Source organism: Kocuria sp. BT304 (assembly GCF_003290245.1).
Lineage (GTDB): Bacteria > Actinomycetota > Actinomycetes > Actinomycetales > Micrococcaceae > Kocuria > Kocuria rhizophila_A.
Genome location: NZ_CP030039.1, coordinates 951,053 through 973,311 on the forward strand (window position 1 = coordinate 951,053; position 22,259 = coordinate 973,311).

At 72.2% G+C, this 22,259-nt stretch carries 20 protein-coding genes and 1 tRNA gene; 15 read left to right on the forward strand and 6 right to left on the reverse strand.

What is annotated here, in order from left to right:
• Window positions 1-68: 68 nt before the first annotated feature.
• On the reverse strand, window positions 69-752 hold the full coding sequence (locus DNL27_RS04385; protein WP_239494447.1) for a DUF429 domain-containing protein: 684 nt from the start codon (window positions 750-752) through the stop codon (window positions 69-71).
• A 176-nt stretch (window positions 753-928) separates the two neighbouring features.
• On the opposite strand from DNL27_RS04385, the gene DNL27_RS04390 reads away from it, so the two are divergent.
• Window positions 929-2,128 carry a type III polyketide synthase gene (locus DNL27_RS04390; RefSeq protein WP_112234805.1) on the forward strand — a complete coding sequence of 400 codons (1,200 nt, stop codon included), beginning with the start codon at window positions 929-931 and terminating at the stop codon, window positions 2,126-2,128.
• A complete protein-coding gene (locus DNL27_RS04395; protein WP_112234806.1) occupies window positions 2,128-2,874 on the forward strand; it encodes a class I SAM-dependent methyltransferase in 747 nt (248 codons plus the stop codon). The genes DNL27_RS04390 and DNL27_RS04395 overlap by 1 nt, the downstream gene beginning before the upstream one ends.
• 20 nt (window positions 2,875-2,894) lie before the next feature.
• On the opposite strand, the gene DNL27_RS04400 is transcribed toward DNL27_RS04395, so the two are convergent.
• The 4 genes from DNL27_RS04400 to DNL27_RS12115 all read right to left on the reverse strand — a co-directional run bounded on the left by DNL27_RS04400 (window position 2,895) and on the right by DNL27_RS12115 (window position 5,618).
• Window positions 2,895-3,707 carry a nitroreductase family protein gene (locus DNL27_RS04400; protein WP_112234807.1) on the reverse strand — a complete coding sequence of 271 codons (813 nt, stop codon included), beginning with the start codon at window positions 3,705-3,707 and terminating at the stop codon, window positions 2,895-2,897.
• 3 nt (window positions 3,708-3,710) lie between these two features.
• Entirely contained in the window at window positions 3,711-4,040 is a 330-nt protein-coding gene (locus tag DNL27_RS04405) for a hypothetical protein (RefSeq protein ID WP_012397840.1), read from the reverse strand.
• Window positions 4,041-4,476: 436 nt separating this feature from the next.
• The gene (locus DNL27_RS04410; protein ID WP_112234808.1) at window positions 4,477-5,031 is read right to left on the reverse strand and encodes an LppP/LprE family lipoprotein; all 555 of its coding nucleotides are present in this window, start codon (window positions 5,029-5,031) and stop codon (window positions 4,477-4,479) included.
• 215 nt (window positions 5,032-5,246) lie between these two features.
• Entirely contained in the window at window positions 5,247-5,618 is a 372-nt protein-coding gene (locus tag DNL27_RS12115) for an LppP/LprE family lipoprotein (protein ID WP_162627094.1), read from the reverse strand.
• Window positions 5,619-6,321: 703 nt separating this feature from the next.
• On the opposite strand from DNL27_RS12115, the gene DNL27_RS04420 reads away from it, so the two are divergent.
• The 6 genes from DNL27_RS04420 (at window position 6,322) to DNL27_RS12120 (ending at window position 14,256) form a co-directional block, all read left to right on the forward strand.
• Window positions 6,322-7,797 (forward strand): Mur ligase family protein, encoded by a 1,476-nt coding sequence (locus DNL27_RS04420; protein ID WP_239494448.1) that lies wholly within the window; start codon window positions 6,322-6,324, stop codon window positions 7,795-7,797.
• Between the two features lie 53 nt (window positions 7,798-7,850).
• Window positions 7,851-8,186, forward strand: coding sequence for a hypothetical protein (locus DNL27_RS04425; protein ID WP_112234811.1), 336 nt, complete (start codon window positions 7,851-7,853; stop codon window positions 8,184-8,186).
• Window positions 8,187-8,344: 158 nt separating this feature from the next.
• Window positions 8,345-11,728, forward strand: coding sequence for a formate dehydrogenase (fdh, locus tag DNL27_RS04435; protein WP_239494449.1), 3,384 nt, complete (start codon window positions 8,345-8,347; stop codon window positions 11,726-11,728).
• Window positions 11,725-12,939 (forward strand): 4Fe-4S dicluster domain-containing protein, encoded by a 1,215-nt coding sequence (locus DNL27_RS04440; RefSeq protein WP_112234814.1) that lies wholly within the window; start codon window positions 11,725-11,727, stop codon window positions 12,937-12,939. Before fdh ends, DNL27_RS04440 begins: the two co-directional genes overlap by 4 nt.
• A complete protein-coding gene (nrfD, locus tag DNL27_RS04445; RefSeq protein WP_112234815.1) occupies window positions 12,936-14,072 on the forward strand; it encodes an NrfD/PsrC family molybdoenzyme membrane anchor subunit in 1,137 nt (378 codons plus the stop codon). The genes DNL27_RS04440 and nrfD overlap by 4 nt, the downstream gene beginning before the upstream one ends.
• Window positions 14,056-14,256 (forward strand): hypothetical protein, encoded by a 201-nt coding sequence (locus DNL27_RS12120; protein ID WP_012397849.1) that lies wholly within the window; start codon window positions 14,056-14,058, stop codon window positions 14,254-14,256. Before nrfD ends, DNL27_RS12120 begins: the two co-directional genes overlap by 17 nt.
• A gap of 15 nt (window positions 14,257-14,271) precedes the next feature.
• On the opposite strand, the gene selD is transcribed toward DNL27_RS12120, so the two are convergent.
• A complete protein-coding gene (selD, locus tag DNL27_RS04450; protein ID WP_112234816.1) occupies window positions 14,272-15,309 on the reverse strand; it encodes a selenide, water dikinase SelD in 1,038 nt (345 codons plus the stop codon).
• 73 nt (window positions 15,310-15,382) lie between these two features.
• Between selD and DNL27_RS04455 the strand changes: the two genes are divergently transcribed.
• The 7 genes from DNL27_RS04455 (at window position 15,383) to DNL27_RS04485 (ending at window position 21,973) form a co-directional block, all read left to right on the forward strand.
• A tRNA-Sec gene (locus tag DNL27_RS04455) sits at window positions 15,383-15,477 on the forward strand.
• Between the two features lie 238 nt (window positions 15,478-15,715).
• On the forward strand, window positions 15,716-17,023 hold the full coding sequence (gene selA / locus DNL27_RS04460; RefSeq protein ID WP_112234817.1) for an L-seryl-tRNA(Sec) selenium transferase: 1,308 nt from the start codon (window positions 15,716-15,718) through the stop codon (window positions 17,021-17,023).
• Window positions 17,023-18,810, forward strand: a complete 1,788-nt coding sequence (selB, locus tag DNL27_RS04465; protein ID WP_112234818.1) for a selenocysteine-specific translation elongation factor — start codon at window positions 17,023-17,025, stop codon at window positions 18,808-18,810. The genes selA and selB overlap by 1 nt, the downstream gene beginning before the upstream one ends.
• 203 nt (window positions 18,811-19,013) lie before the next feature.
• Entirely contained in the window at window positions 19,014-19,340 is a 327-nt protein-coding gene (locus DNL27_RS12615; protein WP_012397853.1) for a DUF3072 domain-containing protein, read from the forward strand.
• Window positions 19,341-19,724: 384 nt separating this feature from the next.
• Entirely contained in the window at window positions 19,725-19,994 is a 270-nt protein-coding gene (locus DNL27_RS12405) for a hypothetical protein (protein ID WP_239494450.1), read from the forward strand.
• Between the two features lie 231 nt (window positions 19,995-20,225).
• Window positions 20,226-21,059 (forward strand): alpha/beta fold hydrolase, encoded by an 834-nt coding sequence (locus DNL27_RS04480; RefSeq protein ID WP_112234819.1) that lies wholly within the window; start codon window positions 20,226-20,228, stop codon window positions 21,057-21,059.
• Window positions 21,056-21,973 (forward strand): DMT family transporter, encoded by a 918-nt coding sequence (locus DNL27_RS04485; protein WP_112234820.1) that lies wholly within the window; start codon window positions 21,056-21,058, stop codon window positions 21,971-21,973. The genes DNL27_RS04480 and DNL27_RS04485 overlap by 4 nt, the downstream gene beginning before the upstream one ends.
• Window positions 21,974-22,259: the final 286 nt, after the last annotated feature.

The following is a 22,259-nucleotide window of genomic DNA, read 5'->3' on the forward strand; positions in this document are numbered from 1 at the left end:
GTGCAGATGCGCGGGGCACACGGCGTTGTCCGGCTCCCGCGCCGAGGCGTGCTGATGCCTCCCGTCGATTAGCGGTGGGCAACTGGCGGCGTCGGTGTGTCCGGCGGCAGCCACACCCACCCTTCGCGGGCGACGACGGACACCAGCTCAGGTGGCGCGGGCTCGCAACTGCCGAGGTCCACCTCTCGTGCCACCAGGGCGGCGACGACGGCGTCCAGCACGTTGTCGTCCGCCCGGCACATCGAATCGTGCCCCAACCACTCGAGCCACTGCAGGTGCGTCACCAGGTTGTGACGGTGGGTCGCGTTCTTGCTCCCCTTGTAGCCACGGTGCGGGAGTCCCCAACGGGCCAGCGCGGCCGCCGGGTACACCTCGCATGCGCGCCCCGAACCATCCCGGGGGACGTCGATTCCGGCATCGAGTAGGCGGCTCTCTAGAGCGGCCCAGCGCAGCGCCGGATACGCAATCCGGTCCGTGGAGACGCTCAGGGGAATCAGGCCTGTGCGAGAGCGCACGTGGAGATCCGTGGTGCGCTGAGCCATGCTGCGGCGCCACGCCGGATCGGTCGAAGGCGGAGCGATCACCTGCCCGGTGGCCTGGGCGCAGATGTAGTCCACGAACGGTGCGGGCCAGCCGAAGGGAACGTCAATTCCTGCTCGGTGCACGTCGCGGACCACGGCCAGCACGTCGGCATCCGTCGCACCGAGGTCCACCCGTTCCACCACCACCCGGCCGGGTTCCTCCCGGATCACGGCGATGCCCGTGCGCGCGGGGTCCGCCGCGAGGTCCACGCCTGCGTATCGGCGGCGCGTCCGCGTCTGCGCATCGGGCCCCACGCGCTGAGCAGATTCGTGGGAGGGGGGCGCGGGCTCACCAGTCATGGGGCCACCCTAGGCCGCAGGGCCTGAGCGGGTGCCTACCATGGGGCATGACCGTTCGCATGCTGTCGATCGAGACCCTGGTCCCTGACACCGTCATCCGGCAGGAGGACGTCACGCGGCTCTTCGCGCAGCAGCCGGGGATGACGCGGTTGGGGTCCCGGCTCGTGCGCTCCGCGTTCGACGGCGCCGGGGTGGCCACGCGCCACACCGTCCTCCCGGAGCTGGGCACCGCGGCCGACCGCGCCGGCTCGGCTGCGGGTGCCGGGGCCGCACCCTCCGAGGACGTCGCTGGCGGATCGCCGCGAGCAGGGGGCGACGCCGCGGCGTCGCCGTTCGTCGACCCCGGAACCGGCCACCTGCTGTCACCGGGCACGCACGCGCGCAACCGGATCTACACGGAGCACGCGAAACGCCTGTTCGTGGAGGCGGCCCGCGCGGCCCTCGACGCGGCGGGGGACGGGGTCACCGCGGCGGACGTGACCCACGTGATCACGGTGTCCTGCACCGGGTTCTTCGCACCGGGCCCGGACGTGCGGGTGGCCAAGGACCTCGGGCTGCCCGTGGACGTGAAGCGCGCCCACTTCGGCTTCATGGGGTGCAATGCCGCGTTCCCCGCGCTGCAGGCGGCGGCCACCGCGTGCCGGGCGGATCCGGACGCCGTGGTGCTCGTCATGTGCGTGGAGCTGTGCACCCTGCACCTGCACGTGCGCAACGACCCCGACACGGTGATGGGCAACGCCCTGTTCGCGGACGGCGCGGCGGCCGCGGTGGTGTCCGCGCGCGACGTCGCCGTCCCCGGCCCCACCCTCGAGCTCGTCGACTTCGAGACCACCCTGGCGCCCGTGGGCGAGGAGGAGCTCGCGTGGAGTGTGGGGGACGAGGGCTTCGAGATGATCCTGGGCACCTACGTGCCCCGCATCATCGATGACCACGTGTCGGACGCCCTGGCACCCCTGCTTCGGCGCACGGATCTCGCGGTGGCGGACATCCCCCAGTGGGCCGTGCACCCGGGCGGGCGCAGCATCCTGGACAAGGTGGAGTCCCGGCTGGGCCTGGCGGAGGAGCAGATGCTCCCATCTCGGGAAGTGCTCCGCGAGGCGGGGAACATGAGCAGCGCCACCATCCTCTTCGTCCTGGCCCACCTGCTGCAGACCGGGGCGCCCGGGCCCGTGGCGGCCATGGCGTTCGGGCCGGGCCTGAGCATCGAGTCCGCCCTGCTCCGCCTCCTCCCTGCCGCGCAGCGCTGATGGACCCCCTGCTGCGCCACCGCTCCGTGGGGGAGCCCGAGCTCATGGACGATCCCGCATGTGATCCCGTGGCCCTGGACACCACCTACCGGCTGTTCGGGGTGATCAACCCGCTCGTGGCGTCCTGGCGTCCGGTCTACCGCCGCCACCTGCGCCCGGTGCTGCGGGCCGCGGCCCGCGAGGGACGCCCGGCCACGGTGCTGGACGTCGGGTGCGGGGGCGGGGACGTCGCCCGGGCCCTCGCGCGCTGGGCCGCCCGGGACGGTCTCGACGTGCGGATCACGGGCATCGACCCCGACGAACGGGCCACCCGGTGGGCCGCCGCCCACGACCGCGGGGCGGGCACCACCTACCGCACGGTGGCCAGCGGCGAGCTGGTGGCGGCCGGGGAGACCTACGACGCGGTGATCTCGAACCACATGCTGCACCACCTCACCCCCGCGGAACTGGCCGGGGTGCTCGCGGACTCCGAGGCACTGGCGCGCGGGGTGGCGGTGCACAACGACCTGCGCCGCAGCCGCGCGGCGTGGCTCGTCTACTGGGTGGCCACGCTGCCCCTGGCCCGCGCCCGCACCTTCGTGCGCTTCGACGGGCTGCTCTCGATCCGGCGCAGCCACGCTCCCGCCGAGCTGGCCGCGGTTCTGCCCCCTGGCTGGCGGGCCGTGCGGCAGCGGTTCTTCCGGCTGCTCGCGGTGCGCCGCGCACAGGGGACGACGCCGCCCCGGACGGGCCGGGTTCGCACGTAGCCTGCGTCACCGGACAGGGCTCAGGCGGAACCGGGCCTCGTGTCCTGGTCCCACCCCTGCTGAGGCGTCTCGCACGTCTCCCGGAACACGTACTGGGAGGGGCGTTTGCGCTCGCGGCTGGACCAGTCGATGGCCGGGCGGTGCGTGCGCTCGGGCACGTAGCCCAGCCGGTACACGGCCATGAGCTCCAGGTCGTCGGGGACATGCAGCATGTCCACGATCCGCTGCCACTGGTGCGGGGCCTCCATGGGGAAGGACACGAACTGGATGCCCATGCCCAGCTCCACCGTGGTCAGCCACAGGTTCTCCATGGCCGCGCCCATGCTGAACACGGAGTAGAACCCGGAGAGCTCCTCCGGGCGGTACTCCCCGCGCTCGAGCATCACCCCGATCAGCAGGGGTGAGCCCGCCACGAGCTTGCGGTTCTCCTCACCCAGGGTCCGCGGCACACGCAGCCTGTTCATGAGCGCCTGCCCGGACGGCGTGAACGCCCTGGAGGTGAACGGGCGCAGCAGCGCGGGCAGCTTGTCGAAGAGCATGCCGCTGCGCAGGGTGTCCATCTCCTTCTGGCTGAACCGGAAGTACTTCTTGTACCGGTCGAAGAACGTGCCCGCGCCCATCACCTCGGTCATGCTCTCCCCGCTGATGCGGGCCACGGTCTCGATGGTGTCCCGGTCCTCGATCAGCACGAACCGCCACGGTTGGCTGTTGAACTGGGACGGCGCGGCGGCGGCCGCACGGATCAGCAGCTGCTGGTGCTCGGGGCTCACGGGGTCCGGCCGGAACGGGCCGTTGGTGGTCCGCCGGTTGAACACGACATCCAGGAGTTCCATGCGTCACCTCCAGGCCAGCACGAGACCGGCCACGTAGCAGGGAGCCGCCACGAGGGCGTCTCGGGTGTGTCGCCGCAGCGGACGGGCGCCGTGGCGCTGCAGCAGGAACAGGGGAGCCAGGGCAGAGACCAGGGCGAGCGTCGTCGTCGAACGAGCCTTCAGCCCGGCGGCGCACGCGGCCGCGGTGAGCGCCGACGTGGCGATGTACAGGCCGTGGTGGACCCAGCGCACGTTGGACGTGTCGAGCAGGCCGAGGGCCACAGAACCGCCCAGGGCGCAGTTCGCCGTGTACGACGCCGCGGCGGCCGTGACGAGCGTTCGCACCGGGTCCATGGCTCTCCTTCACGACGGTGTGCTCCTCCTGGCCATCGTGTCACAGGTCACCCCACCGCCCGGCACCCGGGGCGGTGGACGACCGTGGTGCGCAGCTCGAGCGCGGCTCCCCAGGGGCGGGTGCTCGGTTCTGGTCTTGGGCACGTGGCTCCCGCACACATCTTCCCCGTGATCATTCCCACCCTGCATCGTTCTCGAGAGCTGCACGAACTGGTGAAGCTGTGAGCCGCCCACCCCACGGTCCTCGAGGTGTGGGGCGGGGACGACTGGCTCTTCCTCCATCAGCCGTGGCCCCACGGTGCGCAGCGAGGTCAGCGTCGCGAGCCGGGAGGGGCAGTTCCGGCGCCTGCTGGAGGGCAAGAACGCCCGCGCCAGGGAGTATGTGCAACGGATGCACGGCTCCCGGTGGTGGCACCGTCCCGTGGCTGCCCGGGCGTCACTGCGGCGGGAACTCGCCGGTGTGCACCACACTGCCGGCGGCGGCGTCGTAGTGGAACTCGGAGACGGCCCTGCCCCGGGGGGCCGCGTTGGCGTCTCCCTCGAGCGGGTAGCGGTAGGTGACCCTGATCGTGGAGTCATCCACGCGCTCCACTTGCGGCTCGAAACCGAAGTTCGTGGCGGAGGCGGTGCCGATGTAGATGCCCGAGTGGAACAGGGCAATGGTCTCCGGCGAGGACACCGTGGCGCCGGGCACGGTCACGGAGATCCAGGAGAGCTCCTTGCAACCGTTGAAGGTGGAGGTGTCCGCGCCCTCGATGTCCCAGCCCGAGGCGTTGGGCACGTTCGGGCCGAACGGCTCCGGGAGCCGGGGTGCCGCCTGACGCAGCGTGTCCCGCGGGGAGTCATTGGGGCAGTCGACCGAGGCGGGCTGGTCGGCGGCCGGTTCTGCAGGAGCCGCCGCGAGGGCGGGCCCGGTGGCACCTCCGGCAAGCAGGAGGATGCCAGCGGCGGTGGCGGTGGTGCGGGTGGAAAGACGGGTGAGGTGTCCCATGACCTGACTCCTTGGTGTTTTCCGTGCGATCACCGTTCGGCGATCTGGTTCCACACTGGGGGCTCGGCGCTACATGTGCAATAGCAAACACGCAGACCGGAGGGGTCTGTGGTCGTCCGCCACGGGGCGGGAAGTGTGTAGCCGCAGGTCAGGCCTCGGTTCTGCTCGAGGTCACGGTTGGGTCACACTCCTGGGTGGCGTCACGCCACCGGGTGTCAGCCGATGCCCGGGGGCCACTCGCCGGCGTGGTCAATGGACTCGGTGTCCGGGTTCCAGGTGTAGGTGGAGACTGCCCGGCCGCGGGCCTCCGCGTTGCTCTCATCGCCCTCCACGTACGTGTAGGTCACCTGGATCGATGAGTCGGTGAGCCGCTGCGTGGCGGGGTGGAAGCCAATGGCCTTGGACGTGGTGGTTCCCAGGTAGTCGCCCTTGTGGAACAGCATCTGCTGCCGCGGGGATGATCCCGTCCCGCCGCCGATCAGGGTGATCCAGGAGAGATCTGCGCACGGATCGTAGCCATCGCTGTCCTCGACGGCCCAGGACGAGGGGTCGGCGACGCCCGGCACGTCCGCCAGATGCGCGCTCACGGCCGCCTCGGCGCCGCTGGCGCCGCACTCGTCCTGACCGGCCGGAGCGCTTGCCGGGGCACTCTCTCGACCAGACTCGTGCGTCTGCTCTGGCGCGGATTCTGCGGTGCGCTCCGAGGTTGGCTGCTCGGCCGACGACTTCGCAGGCGCCGCCTGGGACCGGATCCCGGAGGTGGGCCCGCCGTGGATCGTGGATGTCGTGGACATCGAGCGCGGTTCGTCGGAGGAGCCGCTCCCGCACCCGGTGAGCGGGACCGTACAGAGCACCAGGACAGCGGCGGCCGTGGCGAGCTTGTGGGAACGGTTCATGGCGGGCCTCTCGCGGCGTGGTGTCCCCGCGTTCTCACGGGACGGCTTCAGGGTGCCCGCTTTCGTTCCCTTGTGCAATCGCCACATGTCATTGCATGAATTGTGTCGGCGCCGCGGGGTCACCGTGCTGTGCCAGGGTGGTCACGGAATATCCCGGGGCTTCCCCGTGCTTCTATCAGTGGTCTGATGATCCGGCGGGTGCTGGGTCCGCCGCCATCGAGAGGGGAGCCGCGCCATGGGGACGTGCGGGACACACGGCCGGACCGTTGCGGAACTGGCGGCCTGCGCAGGAGCCGAGCTGCGTGTGGGCGAGAGCGCCGCGGACCGGGCAGGGGATGTCAGGATCCTCGGTGTTTCGGAGGCCCACACGGAAGTGCGCCCGGGGGACCTCTTCGTGGCGTTGCAGGGACGCCACCACCACGGGGCGGGCAAGCTCCAGGAGGCAGTGGCCGCGGGAGCAGCCGCGGTGCTCACTGACGCGGCCGGGGCGCGGTCCATCGGCTGCAATCCGGGAGTCCCGCTGCTGGTCGCCGAGCGTCCCCGTGCCGTGCTGGGACCCCTCGCCTCACTCCTGAACGGCCACCCCTCCCACCACTTGCCCGTCTTCGGTGTCACGGGAACCAACGGCAAGACCACCACGGCCTACATCCTCGAAGCCGCCCTGCGACGCCTGGGGCGGCTCCCCGGGCTCGTGAGCACCCCGCAGACCGTGGTGGGCACGCAGCGAGGGCCCAGCCGCATGACGACGCCCGCGGCGCCGCACATCCAGGACCTGCTGGTCAGGATGCGTGCGGCGGGCAACCGGTCGGCTGTGATGGAGGTCAGCAGCCACGCCCTGGATCAGGAGCGCGTCAACGGCGTGCGCTTCGACACCGTGGCCTTCACCAACCTGACCCACGAGCACCTGGACTACCACGGGGACATGGAGTCCTACTTCCACGCGAAGGCGCGGCTGTTCACGCCGGAGTTCGCGGCACGCGCGGTGATCGTGGTGGACGACGACGCCGGGCGGCGCCTCGACGGCCTGGCCCGCCGGAGAGGACTGCCCACCGTGACCCTGGGCACCCGACCCGGGGCCACCGCCACCTGGCACCTCACCGGCCTCGAGGGCGTGGACGAGTTCGCGCTGCACGGTCCACGAGGCCGCATGCGGCTGCGTGCACCCCTGCCCGGGGAGCACAACCGCGTGAACACCGCACTGGTTGCCCTGATGCTCATGGGTGCCGGGCACCCGCTGCAGGAGGTGGCCCGTGCGCTCGACGGCCCGGTGAACGTGCCCGGCCGCATGGAACGGGTAAACCTGGGGCCTGGATGGCCCACGGTACTGGTGGACTTCGCGCACACGCCTGACGCGACCGCCAAGTCCGTGTCGGCGCTGCGCGCCAGGACCCAGGGCCGCCTCGTCGTCACGGCCAGCAGCGGCGGGGACCGGGACACGTCCAAGCGCGAACTCACCGGGCGAGCCGTGGTCGAGTCCGGCGCGGACGTCGTCGTGGTCACGGATGACAACCCCCGCTCCGAGGATCCCGCAGCGATTCGCGCGGCCGTGATGCGAGGCGTCAACGCTGCAACGCAACAGCTGCGTGCCGCGGGGCGGCCCGTACCGGAAGTCGTGGAGGTGCCCACCCGCCGGGACGCGATTCGCGCGGCTCTCGAACTCACGGGCCCGCAGGACACCGTCGCCCTGTACGGGAAGGGCCACGAGCGCTGGATGGAGATCGGTCCGCCCGGTGCACGGGTCCCATTCGTGGACAGCGACGAGGTCCGGGTGGCTGCAGGGCAGATCCGCCACCGAGCGGCGTCGTCGGCCCAGGCAGGCTCACCCCCGGGGCGAGGCAGCGGGTGGAGCGCGGCCCCAGTGGCGCCGTAGTCTGACGGTGCGCGCGACCGCGCGTCGGACGAGAACCTGGCAAGGAGCACCGCATGACGCAGCCCATCCCGGATCCCAATCCTCTGGACACCCCGGAGGCGGCAGGGGACACGTTCCGCGAGGACGACCTGATCGAGACCACTGGTGCCGAGGACTCCGCATGGGAGGAGGACGACGCCCAGTGGGGTGAGGACGCGGACCCCCTCAAGCGCCCCGAGGAGGCGGACGTGGAACAGGTGGCCGAGGAGCAGACCGTCCCCGGGCCCGACACCCCCGCCGAGACCGAGGACCCCGAGATCGCGGCGCTCGTGGACGATCCCCAGGCGGACCTCGAGGTCAACCGCTCGCTGCAGGACGGGGCGGCGGGACCCTCCGATCCCATGGAGTGAGGACGGGCCACGGCGCCGCCCGCACGGTGCGGTGACTGCTGGGACGGCCGGGACCTGCGGGTCCTGGCCGTCCGGCACGTCCGGGGGCGCTCCCAAGGTCGGGTCCTGCCACACACGTGCTTCCCGTGGGTGTCGGAGAAAGGGTCTAAGCTTGCCGCATGTCTCGATTCAGCCCGCTGGAGTGGCCGGTCATCCGCCAGCTCCGCACCGGGGACCACACCGGCCGCAGCAGTGCGGTGCAGTCCCGCAGGACCCAGGAGATCACCGCGCGCACCGCCACGGCGGACCGCGTGGTGCAGAGCATCTGCCCGTACTGCGCGGTGGGATGCGGCCAGAAGGTCTACGTCAAGGACGAGCGCGTGGTCCAGATCGAGGGGGACCCGGACTCTCCGATCTCCCGCGGTCGCCTGTGCCCCAAGGGATCGGCGAGCGAGCAGCTCGTCAATTCCCCGGGCCGACAGACACAGGTGCTGTACCGCGCGCCCGGCGCCTCCGAGTGGCAGCCGCTCGAGCGCGAGAAGGCCATCGACATGATCGCGGACCGCTTCCTGGAGGCACGACGCCGCGGCTGGCAGGACGCGGACGAGCAGGGCCGGCCGTTGCGCCGCACCATGGGCATCGCGTCCTTGGGCGGCGCCACGCTGGACAACGAAGAGAACTACCTGATCAAGAAGCTGTTCACCGCAGCCGGTGCCGTACAGATCGAGAACCAGGCCAGGATTTGACACTCCGCCACGGTTCCCAGTCTGGGAACCTCTTTCGGGCGCGGCGGCGCCACCCAGTCCCTGCAGGACATGGCGAATGCGGACTGCATCGTCATCCAGGGCTCCAACATGGCCGAGTGCCACCCCGTGGGCTTCCAGTGGGTCACTGAGGCCAAGGCACGCGGCGCCCGTGTGATTCACGTGGACCCACGGTTCACGCGCACCTCTGCCGTGTCGGACAAGCACCTGCCCATCCGCGCGGGTTCGGACATCGTGCTGCTCGGTGCACTGATCAACTACGTGCTGAGCAACGACCTCTGGTTCCACGAGTACGTGGTCTCCTACACGAACGCCTCCACCCTGATCAGCGAGGACTTCGAGGACGCCGAGGACCTGAACGGGCTGTTCTCCGGCTACGACTCGGAAAGCGGCTCCTACCACCTGGGGTCGTGGGCCTACCAGACCGAGGACGACGGCTCCGGCCACGAGGGCGCGGAGGAGCACGCCAAGGGTGATGAGCAGCGTGCGAAGGCCGGTGGGCAGCAGTTCGGCAGCGGCGGTGCCCCCGTCGGCACCGGCACGCCCAAGCGGGACAAGACCCTGCAGCACCCGCGCACGGTGTTCCAGATCCTCAAGCGCCACTTCTCCCGCTACACCCCGGAGATGGTGCGGGAGACGTGTGGCATCTCCGAGGAGGACTTCGCGTACCTGGCACGCTCGGTCACGGAGAACTCCGGCCGGGACCGCACCACGTGCTTTGCCTACGCGGTGGGGTGGACCCAGCACACGCTGGGCGCCCAGTTCATCCGCACGGCGTCCATCCTGCAGCTGCTGCTGGGCAACATGGGGCGCCCCGGTGGCGGAATCATGGCCCTGCGCGGGCACGCGACCATCCAGGGCTCCACGGACATCCCCACGCTGTTCAACCTGCTACCGGGATACCTGCCCATGCCGTCCGTGACGGCGCAGACCCTGGACGACTACGTGGACGGGATCCGCACCACCAACCAGAAGGGGTACTGGGCCAACGCCCGGTCCTACGCCGTCAACCTGCTCAAGTCGTGGTGGGGGGACGCCGCCACGGCCGAGAACGACTACGCGTACGACTACATCCCGCGCATCAACGGGGCCCACGGCACCTACCAGACGCTGATGTCCATGCTCAAGGACCAGGTGGAGGGGTACTTCCTGCTGGGGCAGAACCCCGCGGTGGGTTCGGCCAACGGGCGGCTGCAGCGCATGGGAATGTCCCACCTCAAGTGGCTCGTGGTGCGGGACCTCAACATGATTGAGTCCGCCACGTGGTGGAAGGACGGTCCGGAGATCGCCTCGGGCGAGCTGAAGACCGAGGACATCGACACCGAGGTCTTCTTCATGCCCGCGGCCACGCACGTGGAGAAGTCCGGCTCCTTCACCCAGACCCAGCGTCTGGTGCAGTGGCGCCACCAGGCGGTCACCCCGCCGGGGGACGCGCAGAGCGATCTGGAGTTCTTCTTCGAGCTGGGCAAGCGGCTCCGCGAACGCCTCGCTGACTCCACGGACCCACGGGACCGGCCGCTGCTGGAGCTCACGTGGGAATACCCGCTCACGGAGGAGGGGGAGCCGGACGCCGAGGCCGTCCTGGCCGAGATCAACGGCCGGTTCCTCACGGGCCCGGACGCCGGCAAGCCCCTGAGCTCCTACAACCAGATGAAGGACGACGGCAGCACGGCCGGCGGATGCTGGATCTACACGGGCATCTACGCGGACGGCGTGAACCGCGCCGCCATGCGCGTGCCCGGGCAGGTGCAGGACGAGATCGCCTCCGAGTGGGCGTGGGCGTGGCCCGCGAACCGTCGCATCCTCTACAACCGTGCCTCTGCGGACCCCCAGGGCAAGCCCTGGAGCGAGCGCAAGAAGCTCGTGTGGTGGGACGAGGAGAACCACACCTGGACGGGCAAGGACAATCCGGACTTCCCGCTGGACCGGGAGCCCGGAAGCCATCCCGACCCGCAGCAGGGCGGCCCCGATGCGCTCGCCGGTGACGACCCCTTCATCATGCAGGCGGACGGCAAGGCCTGGCTCTTCGCACCCAAGGGCATGATGGACGGGCCCCTGCCCACGCACTACGAGCCGCAGGAGTCCCCCGTGGACAACCCGCTGTACACGCAGCAGCAGAGTCCCACGCGCGTCATGTTTCCGCGGGAGGACAACCTCTCCGCACCCAGCGGCAAGGCGCCGGGCACAGACGTGTACCCGTTCATGTTCACCACCTACCGGCTGACCGAGCACCACACGGCCGGTGGCATGAGCCGGTGGTTGCCGTACCTCTCCGAGCTGCAGCCCGAGATGTTCTGTGAGATCTCACCCGAGCTCGCGGAGCTGAAGGGGCTGGAGCCGTACGGGTGGGCCACGATCGTCTCACCGCGTTCGGCCATCGAGGTCAAGGTGCTCGTCACGGACCGGATGACCCCGCTCACGGTGGGGGGCAAGACCATCCACCAGATCGGGCTGCCCTACCACTGGGGCGCAGGCAGCGATGCCGTGGTCTCCGGTGACGGCGCCAACGACCTGCTGGGCATCACGCTGGACCCCAACGTGCAGATCCAGAATTTCAAGACGGGTTCGTGCGACATCCGTCCGGGTCGCAGACCGCGCGGGGCGCAGCGCAACGAGCTGGTGCGCGAGTACCAGCAGCGCGCGAACCTCACGATCATGACCGGCATGGAGCGCATCACGGATCCGGAGCGCGAGCTGAACGAGGATCCGTTGCGAGCACGCGACAGCGGGGACGTCGCCGGGCGGTCCACGGCCTACACGGCGGGGACGGCCACGACGGACCAGGAAGAAGACCAGTGAGCACGGAACGAGCAACACCCACTCCCAGCTTCGCGGACGACACCTACTGGGACCATCCGCACCACCGGCGCGGGTTCTTCACGGACACGTCCATCTGCATTGGTTGCAAGGCCTGTGAGGTGGCGTGCAAGGAGTGGAACCGCAACCCGGTGGACTCGGACTACGAGATCCTGGGTTCCTCCTACGACAACACGGGGGGTCTCGGGGCTGACACCTGGCGCCACGTGGCATTCATTGAGCAGTCCCAGGAGCGCATCGAGCAGGCCCGCGAGTCCGGGCGCGCGCTCGTGAGCCTCGGCATGCCGCGCGTGGGGCCCCCGGCGGCGTCGCCTGCCGCGGGCGGGTGCGCATGCGGTTCCGCGGCTGCCGCGGAGGACTCCGCCGGGTGCGCGTGCGGTGGTTCGGCGCCCGACGACGCCGCGGGGCCCGGTTGCGCGTGCTCGTCCCAGTCCACCCCCGGCGTCACCGCGCCGGTGGGCTGCGGATCGGCGGGCGGCTGCGGCTGCTCCTCCGGTGGCGCGGTGTCCGACGCCGCAGGCACGGGCGGGGACGGCTCCCCGGTGCTGGACACCCCGGACTTCCGGTGGCTGATGTCCTCGGACGTGTGCAAGCACTGCACCCACGCCGGGTGCCTGGACGTGTGCCCCACGGGTGCACTGTTCCGCACCGAGTACGGCACCGTGGTGGTGCAGGAGGACATCTGCAACGGCTGCGGCACGTGCGTGGCCGGTTGCCCGTTCGGGGTCATCGAGCGCCGCAACGACGGGCTGGTGGAGCCGAAGACCCAGCGGGGCGCCCCGCCCATGCCGGACACCGTGAAGGTCCCGCAGGACGGCATCGCCCAGAAGTGCACGCTGTGCTACGACCGCATGAAGAACGACGACACCCCCGCGTGCGCGCAGGCGTGTCCCACCACCTCCATCAAGTACGGGGAGCGGGAGAGCATGCTCGCCACGGCGCAGCAGCGGGTGGCCCAGCTGCACGAGCAGGGGAAGACCGAGGCGCGGCTCTACGGCGCCAACCCGAACGACGGCGTGGGTGGCACGGGCTCGATCTTCCTGCTGCTCGACGAGCCGGAGGTCTACGGGCTGCCGCCGGACCCGCAGGTTCCCACCAAGGACCTGCACCGCATGTACAAGCGGGCAGGCATGGCCGTGATGGGCATGCTGGCCCTCGGCGCGGCGGCCTTCACGGTGGGTGAGCGTTCATGAGCCCTTCCCCGTACGACAGCTACCGACCGCCCGAGGAACCGCGGCGCAAACGGCGTCGCAGGAACCGTGGACCGGGCGGGGGAGCGTTCCGCCGCGGCGGCGGGGACGGCTCTCGCGAGATGCCCATGGTGCCCGAGACGGAGTTCACGTCCTACTACGGCCGGCCGATCGTCAAGGCACCCCCGTGGGACTCCAAGATCGCCTCCTACCTGTTCCTGGGCGGGCTGTCCGGGGGCTCGGCGATCCTCGCTCTCGGCGGGCACCTGACCGGGAGGTCCGCGCTGCGTCGCAACGCCCGGCTGTCCGCGCTGACGGCTGCGGGTCTCGGCGGGGTTCTCCTGGTGGCCGATCTCGGCCGTCCCGAGCGCTTCCTGCACATGATGCGCACGTTCAAGCCCACCTCGCCCATGAGCATCGGTTCGTGGGTGCTCGCGTCGTTCTCCACGAACGCGGGAGTCGCGGCGGCGGTGGAAGTGGACCGGATGTCGGGGGAGCGGCTGCCGCTCGGCCCGCTGCGTCCCGTGCTGCACGCCGCGGAGCTGCCCGCGAGCGTGGCCGCAGGTGTGCTCGGTGCCCCGATGGCCACCTACACCGCCATGCTGCTCGGCGACACGGCCGTGCCCACCTGGCACGAGATGCACGGGCACCTGGCTTTCGTGTTCGCGAGCTCCGCGTCCCTGGCGTCCGGCGGGCTGGCCATGCTCACCACGCCGGTGGAGCAGGCTGCACCCGCCCGGTTCTTCGCGGTCGCGGGCGTTGCCGGGGAGCTCGTGGCCATGCGCGTGATGAAGGACGCCATGGACCCCGTGACCGTGGAGCCCCTCGAACAGGGTCGGCCCGGCCAGTGGCTCGAGTGGAGCGAGCGGCTCTCGATCGCCGGTGGCCTGGGAGCGCTGCTCGGCGGACGACGCCGCTGGGTCGCCGCGGCCTCGGGACTCGCCCTGGTCTCGTCCTCGGCCCTCACGCGCTTCGGCGTGTTCTGGGGCGGCAAGGAGTCCGTGAAGGACCCCAAGTACACGGTGATCCCGCAGCGCAACCGGTTGAACAAGCGCCGCGCCTCGGGCGTCACGGACGACTCGATCACCACGGGCCCGCCGAGCAGAACACAGACGGAGCATGGCGGGCGACCCTGAGAAAGAGGGCAAAGGCCCCATTCATCACAAGAGTCGAACGGCAGTGGCGCTGGTCTTTCTCATGCTGGGCGTCGTCTACGTGCTGACGCTGGACAGTACGGTCATCGGGGTTCCATTCCTCCTCATCGGCCTCTCGATCCTGGCCACCGGGTGGTTCCCCCGCGCACGAGGACCGAAGGAATAGGGCCTCGAATCCGGCTCAGCGCACGGTGACCAGGGTGTCCGTGGTCTCGGGGAGCGCGGTGGTCTCGCCGATCACCGGATAGCCCGGGACCTCGCCCACCACGAGCAGTCCGCCCGAGGTCTGGGCGTCCGCGAGCAGCAGCAGGGTGTCCTCCGTGACGCCTGAGCCCGCCGCGAGGTGGGGTCGCACCCAGTCCAGGTTGCGCCGCGTGCCGCCCGAGACGAATCCGTCCCGCAGCGCGTCGGCGGCTCCCTCCACGAGGGGCACGGCGGCGGCGTCGATCGTGGCGCCCACGCCCGAGGCGCGGCACATCTTGTACAGGTGGCCCAGCAGGCCGAACCCCGTGACGTCCGTGGCCGCCTCGACCCCGGCCGCCAGCGCGGCCCGCGAGGCATCCCGGTTGAGAGCGGTCATGGTCTCGAGCGCCGCGGGGAAGACCTCGCCCGTGGCCTTGTGCCGGTTGTTGAGCAGCCCCACGCCAATCGGCTTGGTCAGGGTGATCGGCAGACCGGGCCGTGCGGCGTCGTTGCGCAGCAGGCGCTGCGGGTCCGCAGTGCCCGTGACCGCCATGCCGTACGTGGGCTCGGGGGCGTCGATCGAGTGCCCGCCGATCACCGGGCAGCCGGCCTGCGCGGCAACGTCCAGCCCTCCCTGCAGCACCTCGGACATCAGCTCCATGGGCAGCAGCTCGCGCGGCCAGCCCACCAGGTTGATGGCCACCACCGGGGTGCCGCCCATGGCGTAGACGTCCGAGAGGGCGTTGGCGGCGGCGATCCGGCCCCAGTCGTGGGCGCTGTCCACCACGGGGGTGAAGAAGTCCGCCGTGGACACGACCGCGAGGTCCGGGCGCACGAGAACGGCCGCGGCGTCGTCGCCGTCGTCCAGGCCCACGAGGACGTCCGGCGCGTTCTGACCGGTCAGCCCGCGCACCGCGTCCTCCAGCTCTCCCGGGGGGATCTTGCACGCGCAGCCGCCGCCGTGGGCGTAGCTCGTGAGGCGGCCGAGACCCGCTGCGGGGTCCTGGGCGGGGGAGTCCGTGGTGCGTTCGCTCATGGGGCCAGTGTAGGAACGCGCTCCGACAGGCTGCTGAGCATGCGGGTCCGCGGGCGGTGGTACATTCGGCCGCGGAGGCGTCCGTGTCCTGGTGGGCGCCCCGGTCTTCAAAACCGGTGAGACCGAGCACCTCGGTCTGGCGGGTTCGATTCCCGTCCGCCTCCGCCAACCTTTCGAGCATCAGGACCCCGGGGACTGCTGCGACCACGCCCGCGGCCGGTCGGCCGCCCACCCGGGAGGCTGCCACGCCCCAGTGCTCGCGGTGGGCGCGCGCGGGGCCTTCGCGGGCACCCGTGCGCAGCTCCCGCCGCATCCCGGGGCGCGCGCTCACCCGGGCGTTGAAGGGCCGACGCGCAACCGGGACGGCCGTGGGACACGGCCTCCCATCATCCACCCGAGGAGCATCGTGAGCACAGAGGACCCCCGCCGTCGCATCCCCCGCACGGACCGCGTGCTGGCGGACCCGCGGGTCCGTGCGGCGGCCGGAGGACTGGGCGACGCCGCGGTGCGAGCCGCCGTCCTCGCCGTCCAGCAGCGCGCGCGGGCCGGTGAGATCGACCCGGAGGCCGTGGTGGACGCGGTGGTCACGAGCCTGAGCACCCGCGGCGCGAGCAGCCTGACCCCGGTGCTCAACGCCACCGGCGTGGTGGTGCACACCAACCTGGGCCGGGCCCCGCTCTCCGACGCCGCGCGGCAGGCCGTGCTCGACGCCTCCGGCTACGTGGACGTGGAGCTGGAGCTGGCCACCGGGCAGCGCTCGGCGCGCGGCGAGGGTGCCCGGGAGGCTCTGCTGGAGGCGTGTCCCGCTGCCGAGGACGCGCTGGTCGTGACCAACGGAGCCGCCGCGCTGGTGCTCGCCACCACGGCCCTGGCCGGCACCCGCGAGGTGGTCGTCAGCCGGGGGGAGTTCGTGGAGATCGGCGCGGGGTTCCGGCTCTCGGACCTCATGGAGTCCACGGGGGCGCGTCTGCGCGAGGTGGGCACCACCAACCGCACCCACCCGGGCGACTACGCGGCCGCGCTGGGTCCGGAGACCGGGTGCATCCTCAAGGTCCACCCCAGCAACTTCCGGGTGGCGGGCTTCACCTCGGCCGTGCCGCTGCGGGAGCTGCGGTCCCTCGCGGACGAGCACGGCGTGCCGCTCGTGGTGGACGTGGGCAGCGGCCTGCTGACCCCGGACCCCGCGCTCCCGGACGAGCCGAGCCTCTCGGAGGCCCTGGAGGCCGGGGCGGACGCCGTGATCGCGAGCGGGGACAAGCTCCTCGGCGGCCCCCAGGCGGGCCTGCTGCTCGGGCGTGCGGAGACGGTCCGGCGCCTGGCGCGCTTCCCGCTGGCCCGGGCGGTGCGCGCGGACAAGCTCACGCTCGCGGCCCTCGAGGCGACCCTGCGCGGGGGCGCGACGCCGGTCGACGTCGCCCTGCACGCGGAACCCGGCCGCCTGCGGGAACGCGCGGAAGCGCTGGCCGCTGCGGTGGGCGCGGAGGTCGTGCCCCACGACGGTCGTGTGGGCGGCGGCGGCGCCCCGGGGGTGCCGCTGCACGGGTGGGCCGTGCGGCTGCCCGAGGCCGCTGCCCACTCCCTGCGCCTCGGGCGCCCGGCCGTGCTGCCCCGGGTGCACGACGGCGCGTGCCTCGTGGACCTGCGCTGCGTGCCGGAATCCCGTGACCGGGACCTGGCCGACGCCGTGACGGCGGCGCTGGAGGGGATCCGCTGATGCACGTGGTGGCGACCGCCGGCCACGTGGACCACGGCAAGAGCACCCTGGTCCGGGCACTCACCGGCATCGAACCGGACCGCTGGGACGAGGAGAAGCAGCGCGGGCTGACCATCGACCTCGGCTTCGCGTGGACCGAGCTGCCCTCGGGCACGCACGTGGCGTTCGTGGACGTCCCCGGGCACGAACGCTTCCTCGGGAACATGCTCGCGGGGGTCGGGCCCGCACCGGTGGTGTGCTTCGTGGTCGCCGCGGACGAGGGTTGGCAGGAGCAGTCCGGCGACCACCGGGACGCCGTGGCCGCCCTCGGGATCAGCCACGGGCTGATCGTGGTGACCAAGGAGGACCGTGCCCCGGAGCGGGTCGACGCCGTGATCTCCCGCGCTCGCTCAGAACTCGCCGGCACGGGACTCGCGCAGGCCCCCGCCGTCGTCGTCTCCGCAGGGCAGGGCACGGGTCTGGACGAGCTGCGCGACGCGCTGGACGCCGTGCTGCACGACGTGCCGGAACCGGACGCGACGGCGCGCGTGCGGCTGTGGATCGACCGCGCCTTCACCATCTCGGGGGCGGGGACCGTGGTCACCGGCACGCTCACGGCGGGGACGCTGCGCACCGGCGACCGGATGACGCTGCGCGGGGTGGAGGGGCAGCAGACCGTCACCGTGCGCTCGCTGCAGAGCCAGAACCGCTCCGTGACGCAGATCGGGCCCACCGCCAGGGTGGCCGTGAACCTGCGCGGGGCCGACCGGGACACGATCCACCGTGGTGACGTGCTCCTGACCCCCGAGACCTGGCCCGCCACGGAGGTCCTGGAGGTGCGCCGCAACGGCGGGGCGCCGTTCACCGAGGTCCCCGAGGAGCTCGTGGTCCACGCGGGCACCGCGGGCGTGGGCGCGAGGATCCGGCCGCTGGACGCCGAGCACGCGCGGTTGCAGCTGGACCACGCCCTGACCCTGGTGCCGGGCGACGGGCTCGTGCTGCGCTACCCGGGGGCCCGCGTGGTCGTGGGCGGTGCCCGGGTGCTGGACGTGGACCCGCCCGCGCTGTCCCGCCGCGGTGACGGCACCCGCGAGGCCGCCCGGCTCGCCCGGATCCCCGACCTCGGGGACCCGGTGGCGGAGACCGTCAAGCACGGGGCGGTCTCGCTGCAGCGGCTGCGGCTGCTCGGGTTTGCCACGGATGGAACCCTGCCGGACGACGTGGTGTCCACCGGGCAGTGGTGGATCCACGCCCCGCGCCTGGAGGAGTGGGCCACCCGGCTGCGCGCTGCCGTGGAGGCCGCCCACGAGCGGGAACCGCTGGCACCAGGGCTGTCCCGCGGGGCCGCACGCACGGTGCTCGGTGAGCCCGGGGCGCACGTCCTGGCCGCCGTGGTCGACCGCGCGGGGCTCGCGGACCGGGACGGGTACCTCGCAGTGCCCGGACGGCCGGGCGGACTCGGCGCCGCGGAGCAGGGCGTGGCCGCACTGGAGGCCCGGCTGCGTGCCCAGCCCTTCGCGGCCCCCGAGGCCCACGACCTCGATGCGCTGCGGCTCGGTCCGCGCGAACTCGCCGCGGCGCAGCGGCTCGGTCGGCTGCTGCGGCTGCCGGGCGACGTCGTGCTGCTGCCCACCGCGCCCGCGCTCGCGATGCGCGAGCTCGCCCGCCTCCCGCAGCCCTTCACCACGAGCCAGGCCCGGCAGGCGTGGGGGACCACCCGCCGGGTGGCGATCCCGCTGCTCGAGCACCTCGATGCCAGGGGATGGACCCGTCGGGAGGACGGCACCACCCGCAGCATCGTGCGGTGAGGGGACCCGGCAGGGGGTCCCTGGACTGAGCGCCGTGAGCGAAACCCCTCCCCGGTTGGCCCGCGGGCCACTAAGGTCTGGCACACGACACCGGCAGTGCCGAGAGCCGGGGCGGGAGACCCCGCCCCACCGAGGCGCCCGGCGCGCATCCCGATCCCGCGGGCCCGGAGCCGACCGGCCCGCACGAGCACGGAGGAGCACCCATGACCGACACCCCCGCCCAGGACCCCCAGAGGCAGAACGAGCAGCCCCCGCTCGAGAACGGCACCCCGGACGGCTCCGTGCCGCAGGGTGGCGCCGCCCAGAACGGTGCGCCGCAGGGCGAGACCATCGGCGCCACCGGTGACGCCCAGGACTCGTCGCTGGAGAAGGACCCCTCGGACTGGGTCAGCGGCGACGAGCCCATGACCGCGGCCCAGAAATCCTACCTGGATACCCTCGCCAAGCAGGCCGGCGAGGAGCTGCCCGCGGACCTCACCAAGGCCCAGGCCTCGGAGCACATCGAGCGGCTCAAGGGCTCCTCGAACTGACCCCGCTGCCGGAACCACGCCCCGCGCGCGCCTGACGTCCAGGCCGCTGCGGGGCGTTTTCCATGCGGCGCACAGCTCCACCCGGTGTGCCGGACCATCCTGGGTGTTCGCCGAGACAGGAAAGCCTCAACTTGCTTGTGGGCAACCGATTCCCGGCCGATGATGATCGCGTGTTCGCATCGATCGCGGGACTGCCCGCCCATCCGCTCCTCGTCCACCTGTCCGTCGTCGCCGCTCCCGTGGGTGCGGTCCTCCTTCTCCTCTGGGCCACCGTGCCGCGCTGGCGCGCCCGTCTCGGCACCGTCACGGTGGGGGTCAGCGCCGTGGCCCTCGCGGCCTCCCTGCTCGCCAAGAGCACGGGCGAGGCCCTGCTGCCCCCCCCCCATGGGTCTGAGCGAGCACGCCCCCGGTCAGGTGGGTCCGCACGCGCAGTACGCGGACCTGCTGGTGGTGGCCGTGGGGCTGTGCCTCGGCATCTCGGTTCTGCTCTACGCGGCGCAGCGCTGGCTCACCGCGGACCGCTTCGCCCGCCGGGAGACCGTGCTGCTGGCCCTGCGGGTGCTCGCGGTGCTCACGGCGGCCTTCTCCCTGGTGATGGTGGCGCTCACGGGCCACGCCGGGGCGCAGCTGGTGTGGGGTGACTTCCCCGGCTGACCCGCGCGCGGTGGGTACCGGCCCGACGACGCCGCGGGGACAGCCCGTCTGGCGACGGCGCGGCGACGCCCCGTCCCGTCACAGCCCGACCCGGCGGGTGCCCGGCCCGGCGACAGCCCGGCACGGCACCAGCCGAGCCCGGCAACAACCCGGCCCGGCGGCGCCGGGGCGCGCTGGCGGCGTCGTCGTCGGCTTTGCCGTGCTCCGCGCCCGCGCAGTAGATTGACCCCCGTGCCCCAGGACCCCAGACCCACACTGAAGACCACGCTCATCGGTTCGGGGGAGCACCGTGTGGTGTTCCTGCACGGACTGTTCGGGCGGGGCAAGAACTTCACCAACATCGCCAAGGGACTGCAGCCCGAGTTCAGCTGCCTGCTCGTGGACCTGCCCAACCACGGCGAGTCCGCGTGGACCGAGAGCTTCGGCTACGCCGCCATGGCGGACACCGTGGCCGAGCAGCTGAGTGCGGACTTCGCCGCCGCGGGCCCCGTGGACGTGGTGGGGCACTCGATGGGCGGGAAGGTGGCGATGGTGCTGGCGCTGCGCCACCCCGATCTCGTGCGCCGGCTCGTGGTCGAGGACATTGCCCCCGTGGACTCGCAGGAGGCGGACACCATCTCCTCGCGCGGCAACTTCGAGCACCTGCTCGGTTCGCTCAAGCGCCTGGACCTCACCGGCATCACCCACCGTTCCCAGGCCGACGCCGCCCTGCGCGCCGACATCCCGGACGACACCGTCCGCGGGTTCCTCCTCCAGAACCTGCGGCACCGGGACGGCGGCTTCGGCTGGCAGCCCAACCTGGACCTGCTGCACGACGAGCTCGGGGTGATCGGGGCCTGGCCGGCCGACGACGTCGCCGGGCTCAGCTACCCGGGCCCCGTCCTGTGGGTGGCGGGGGAGAACTCGCCGTACATCCAGGAGGCGGACGCCCCGGCCATGCGGGCGCTGTTCCCCAAGACCGTGCGGATCACCGTGCGCGGCGCAAGCCACTGGGTGCACGCGGACCGGCCGGAGCAGTTCACCAAGGCGCTGCGCACGTTCCTGCTCGCAGACCGCCGGGCGTGAGCGGCCCGCCCGATAGCTCCGCCGGCGGGGACGGCACCACCACCCAGGGCGTGGTCCTGGTGCTCGCGGCCGCCCTCGTGACCCAGACGGGGGCTGCGGTCGCCGTATCCCTCTTCGACGAGGTCGGAGCGCTGGGCGCCGTGTTCCTCCGGCTCACGCTGGCCGCGGTGGTGCTGAGCGTCGTCGTGCGCCCGCGGTGGTCCGCCCTGACCCGTGCGGACCTGCCAGTGGTGCTGGGCTTCGGGACCGCCCTGGGCGCCATGAACATGCTGATCTACCAGGCCATCGCCAGATTGCCGCTGGGGGTGGCGGTGACCATCGAGCTGCTCGGCCCGCTCGTGCTCTCCGTGGTGCTCTCCCGCCGAGTGAGCGGTGCGCTGTGGGCCGCGCTCGCGTTCGCAGGGGTGCTGCTGCTCAGCGGGGTGGGCCCCGGAACCGGGGCCCCGGACCTCAGCGGTGTGCTGTTCGCGCTCGCCGCTGCGGGCATGTGGGTGCTGTACATCCTGATGTCCCGGCAGGCGGGCCGCTCGTTCGCGGGAGTCCAGGGACTTGCCATGGCCATGGTGGTCGGAGCGGTGCTCGCGGCCCCGTTCGGGATCGTCAGCGGTGGCGCGGCCCTGCTGCAGCCGTGGGTGCTGCTGGTGGGGCTCGCGGTGGCGGTGATGTCCTCCGCGCTGCCGTACGCGCTGGAGCTCGCGGCACTGCGACGGCTCGCCGCGGAGACCTTCTCCATCCTGGTCAGCACGGCCCCCGCGGTGGCGGCGCTGGTGGGCTGGCTGCTGCTCGGACAGGCCCTGGGGCCCCTCGAGCTGTGGGGCATGGGGCTCGTGATCCTCGCCAGCGTGGCGGCGGTGCGCTCCGGACCCAGACCGGGCCGCCGCACCCCGGAGGACCTCCTGCCACCCGCACCCTGATCCCGGGTCACCCCACGGCCGGGATGATTTGCGGGCCCTGCGTGCGGGCCGCCGTTCCGGGGACCTCTGTTCCGGGGCCCTCCGTCTCGTGGCCCGCTGTCTCGGGGTTTCCGCCGCGGCGGGTCATCCCGCGACGGGGTCTCGACGACGGAGCTGAGACGACGGGGCCGCGACGGCGAGTCGGCGACGTCGAGGCCGCAACAACGGAGCCGCGGTGACGACGCCACGAGGCCACCGGGGCGCGGCGAGCGGGCCCGGGCCCGTGCGGCGTCGGAGCGCAGGCTTA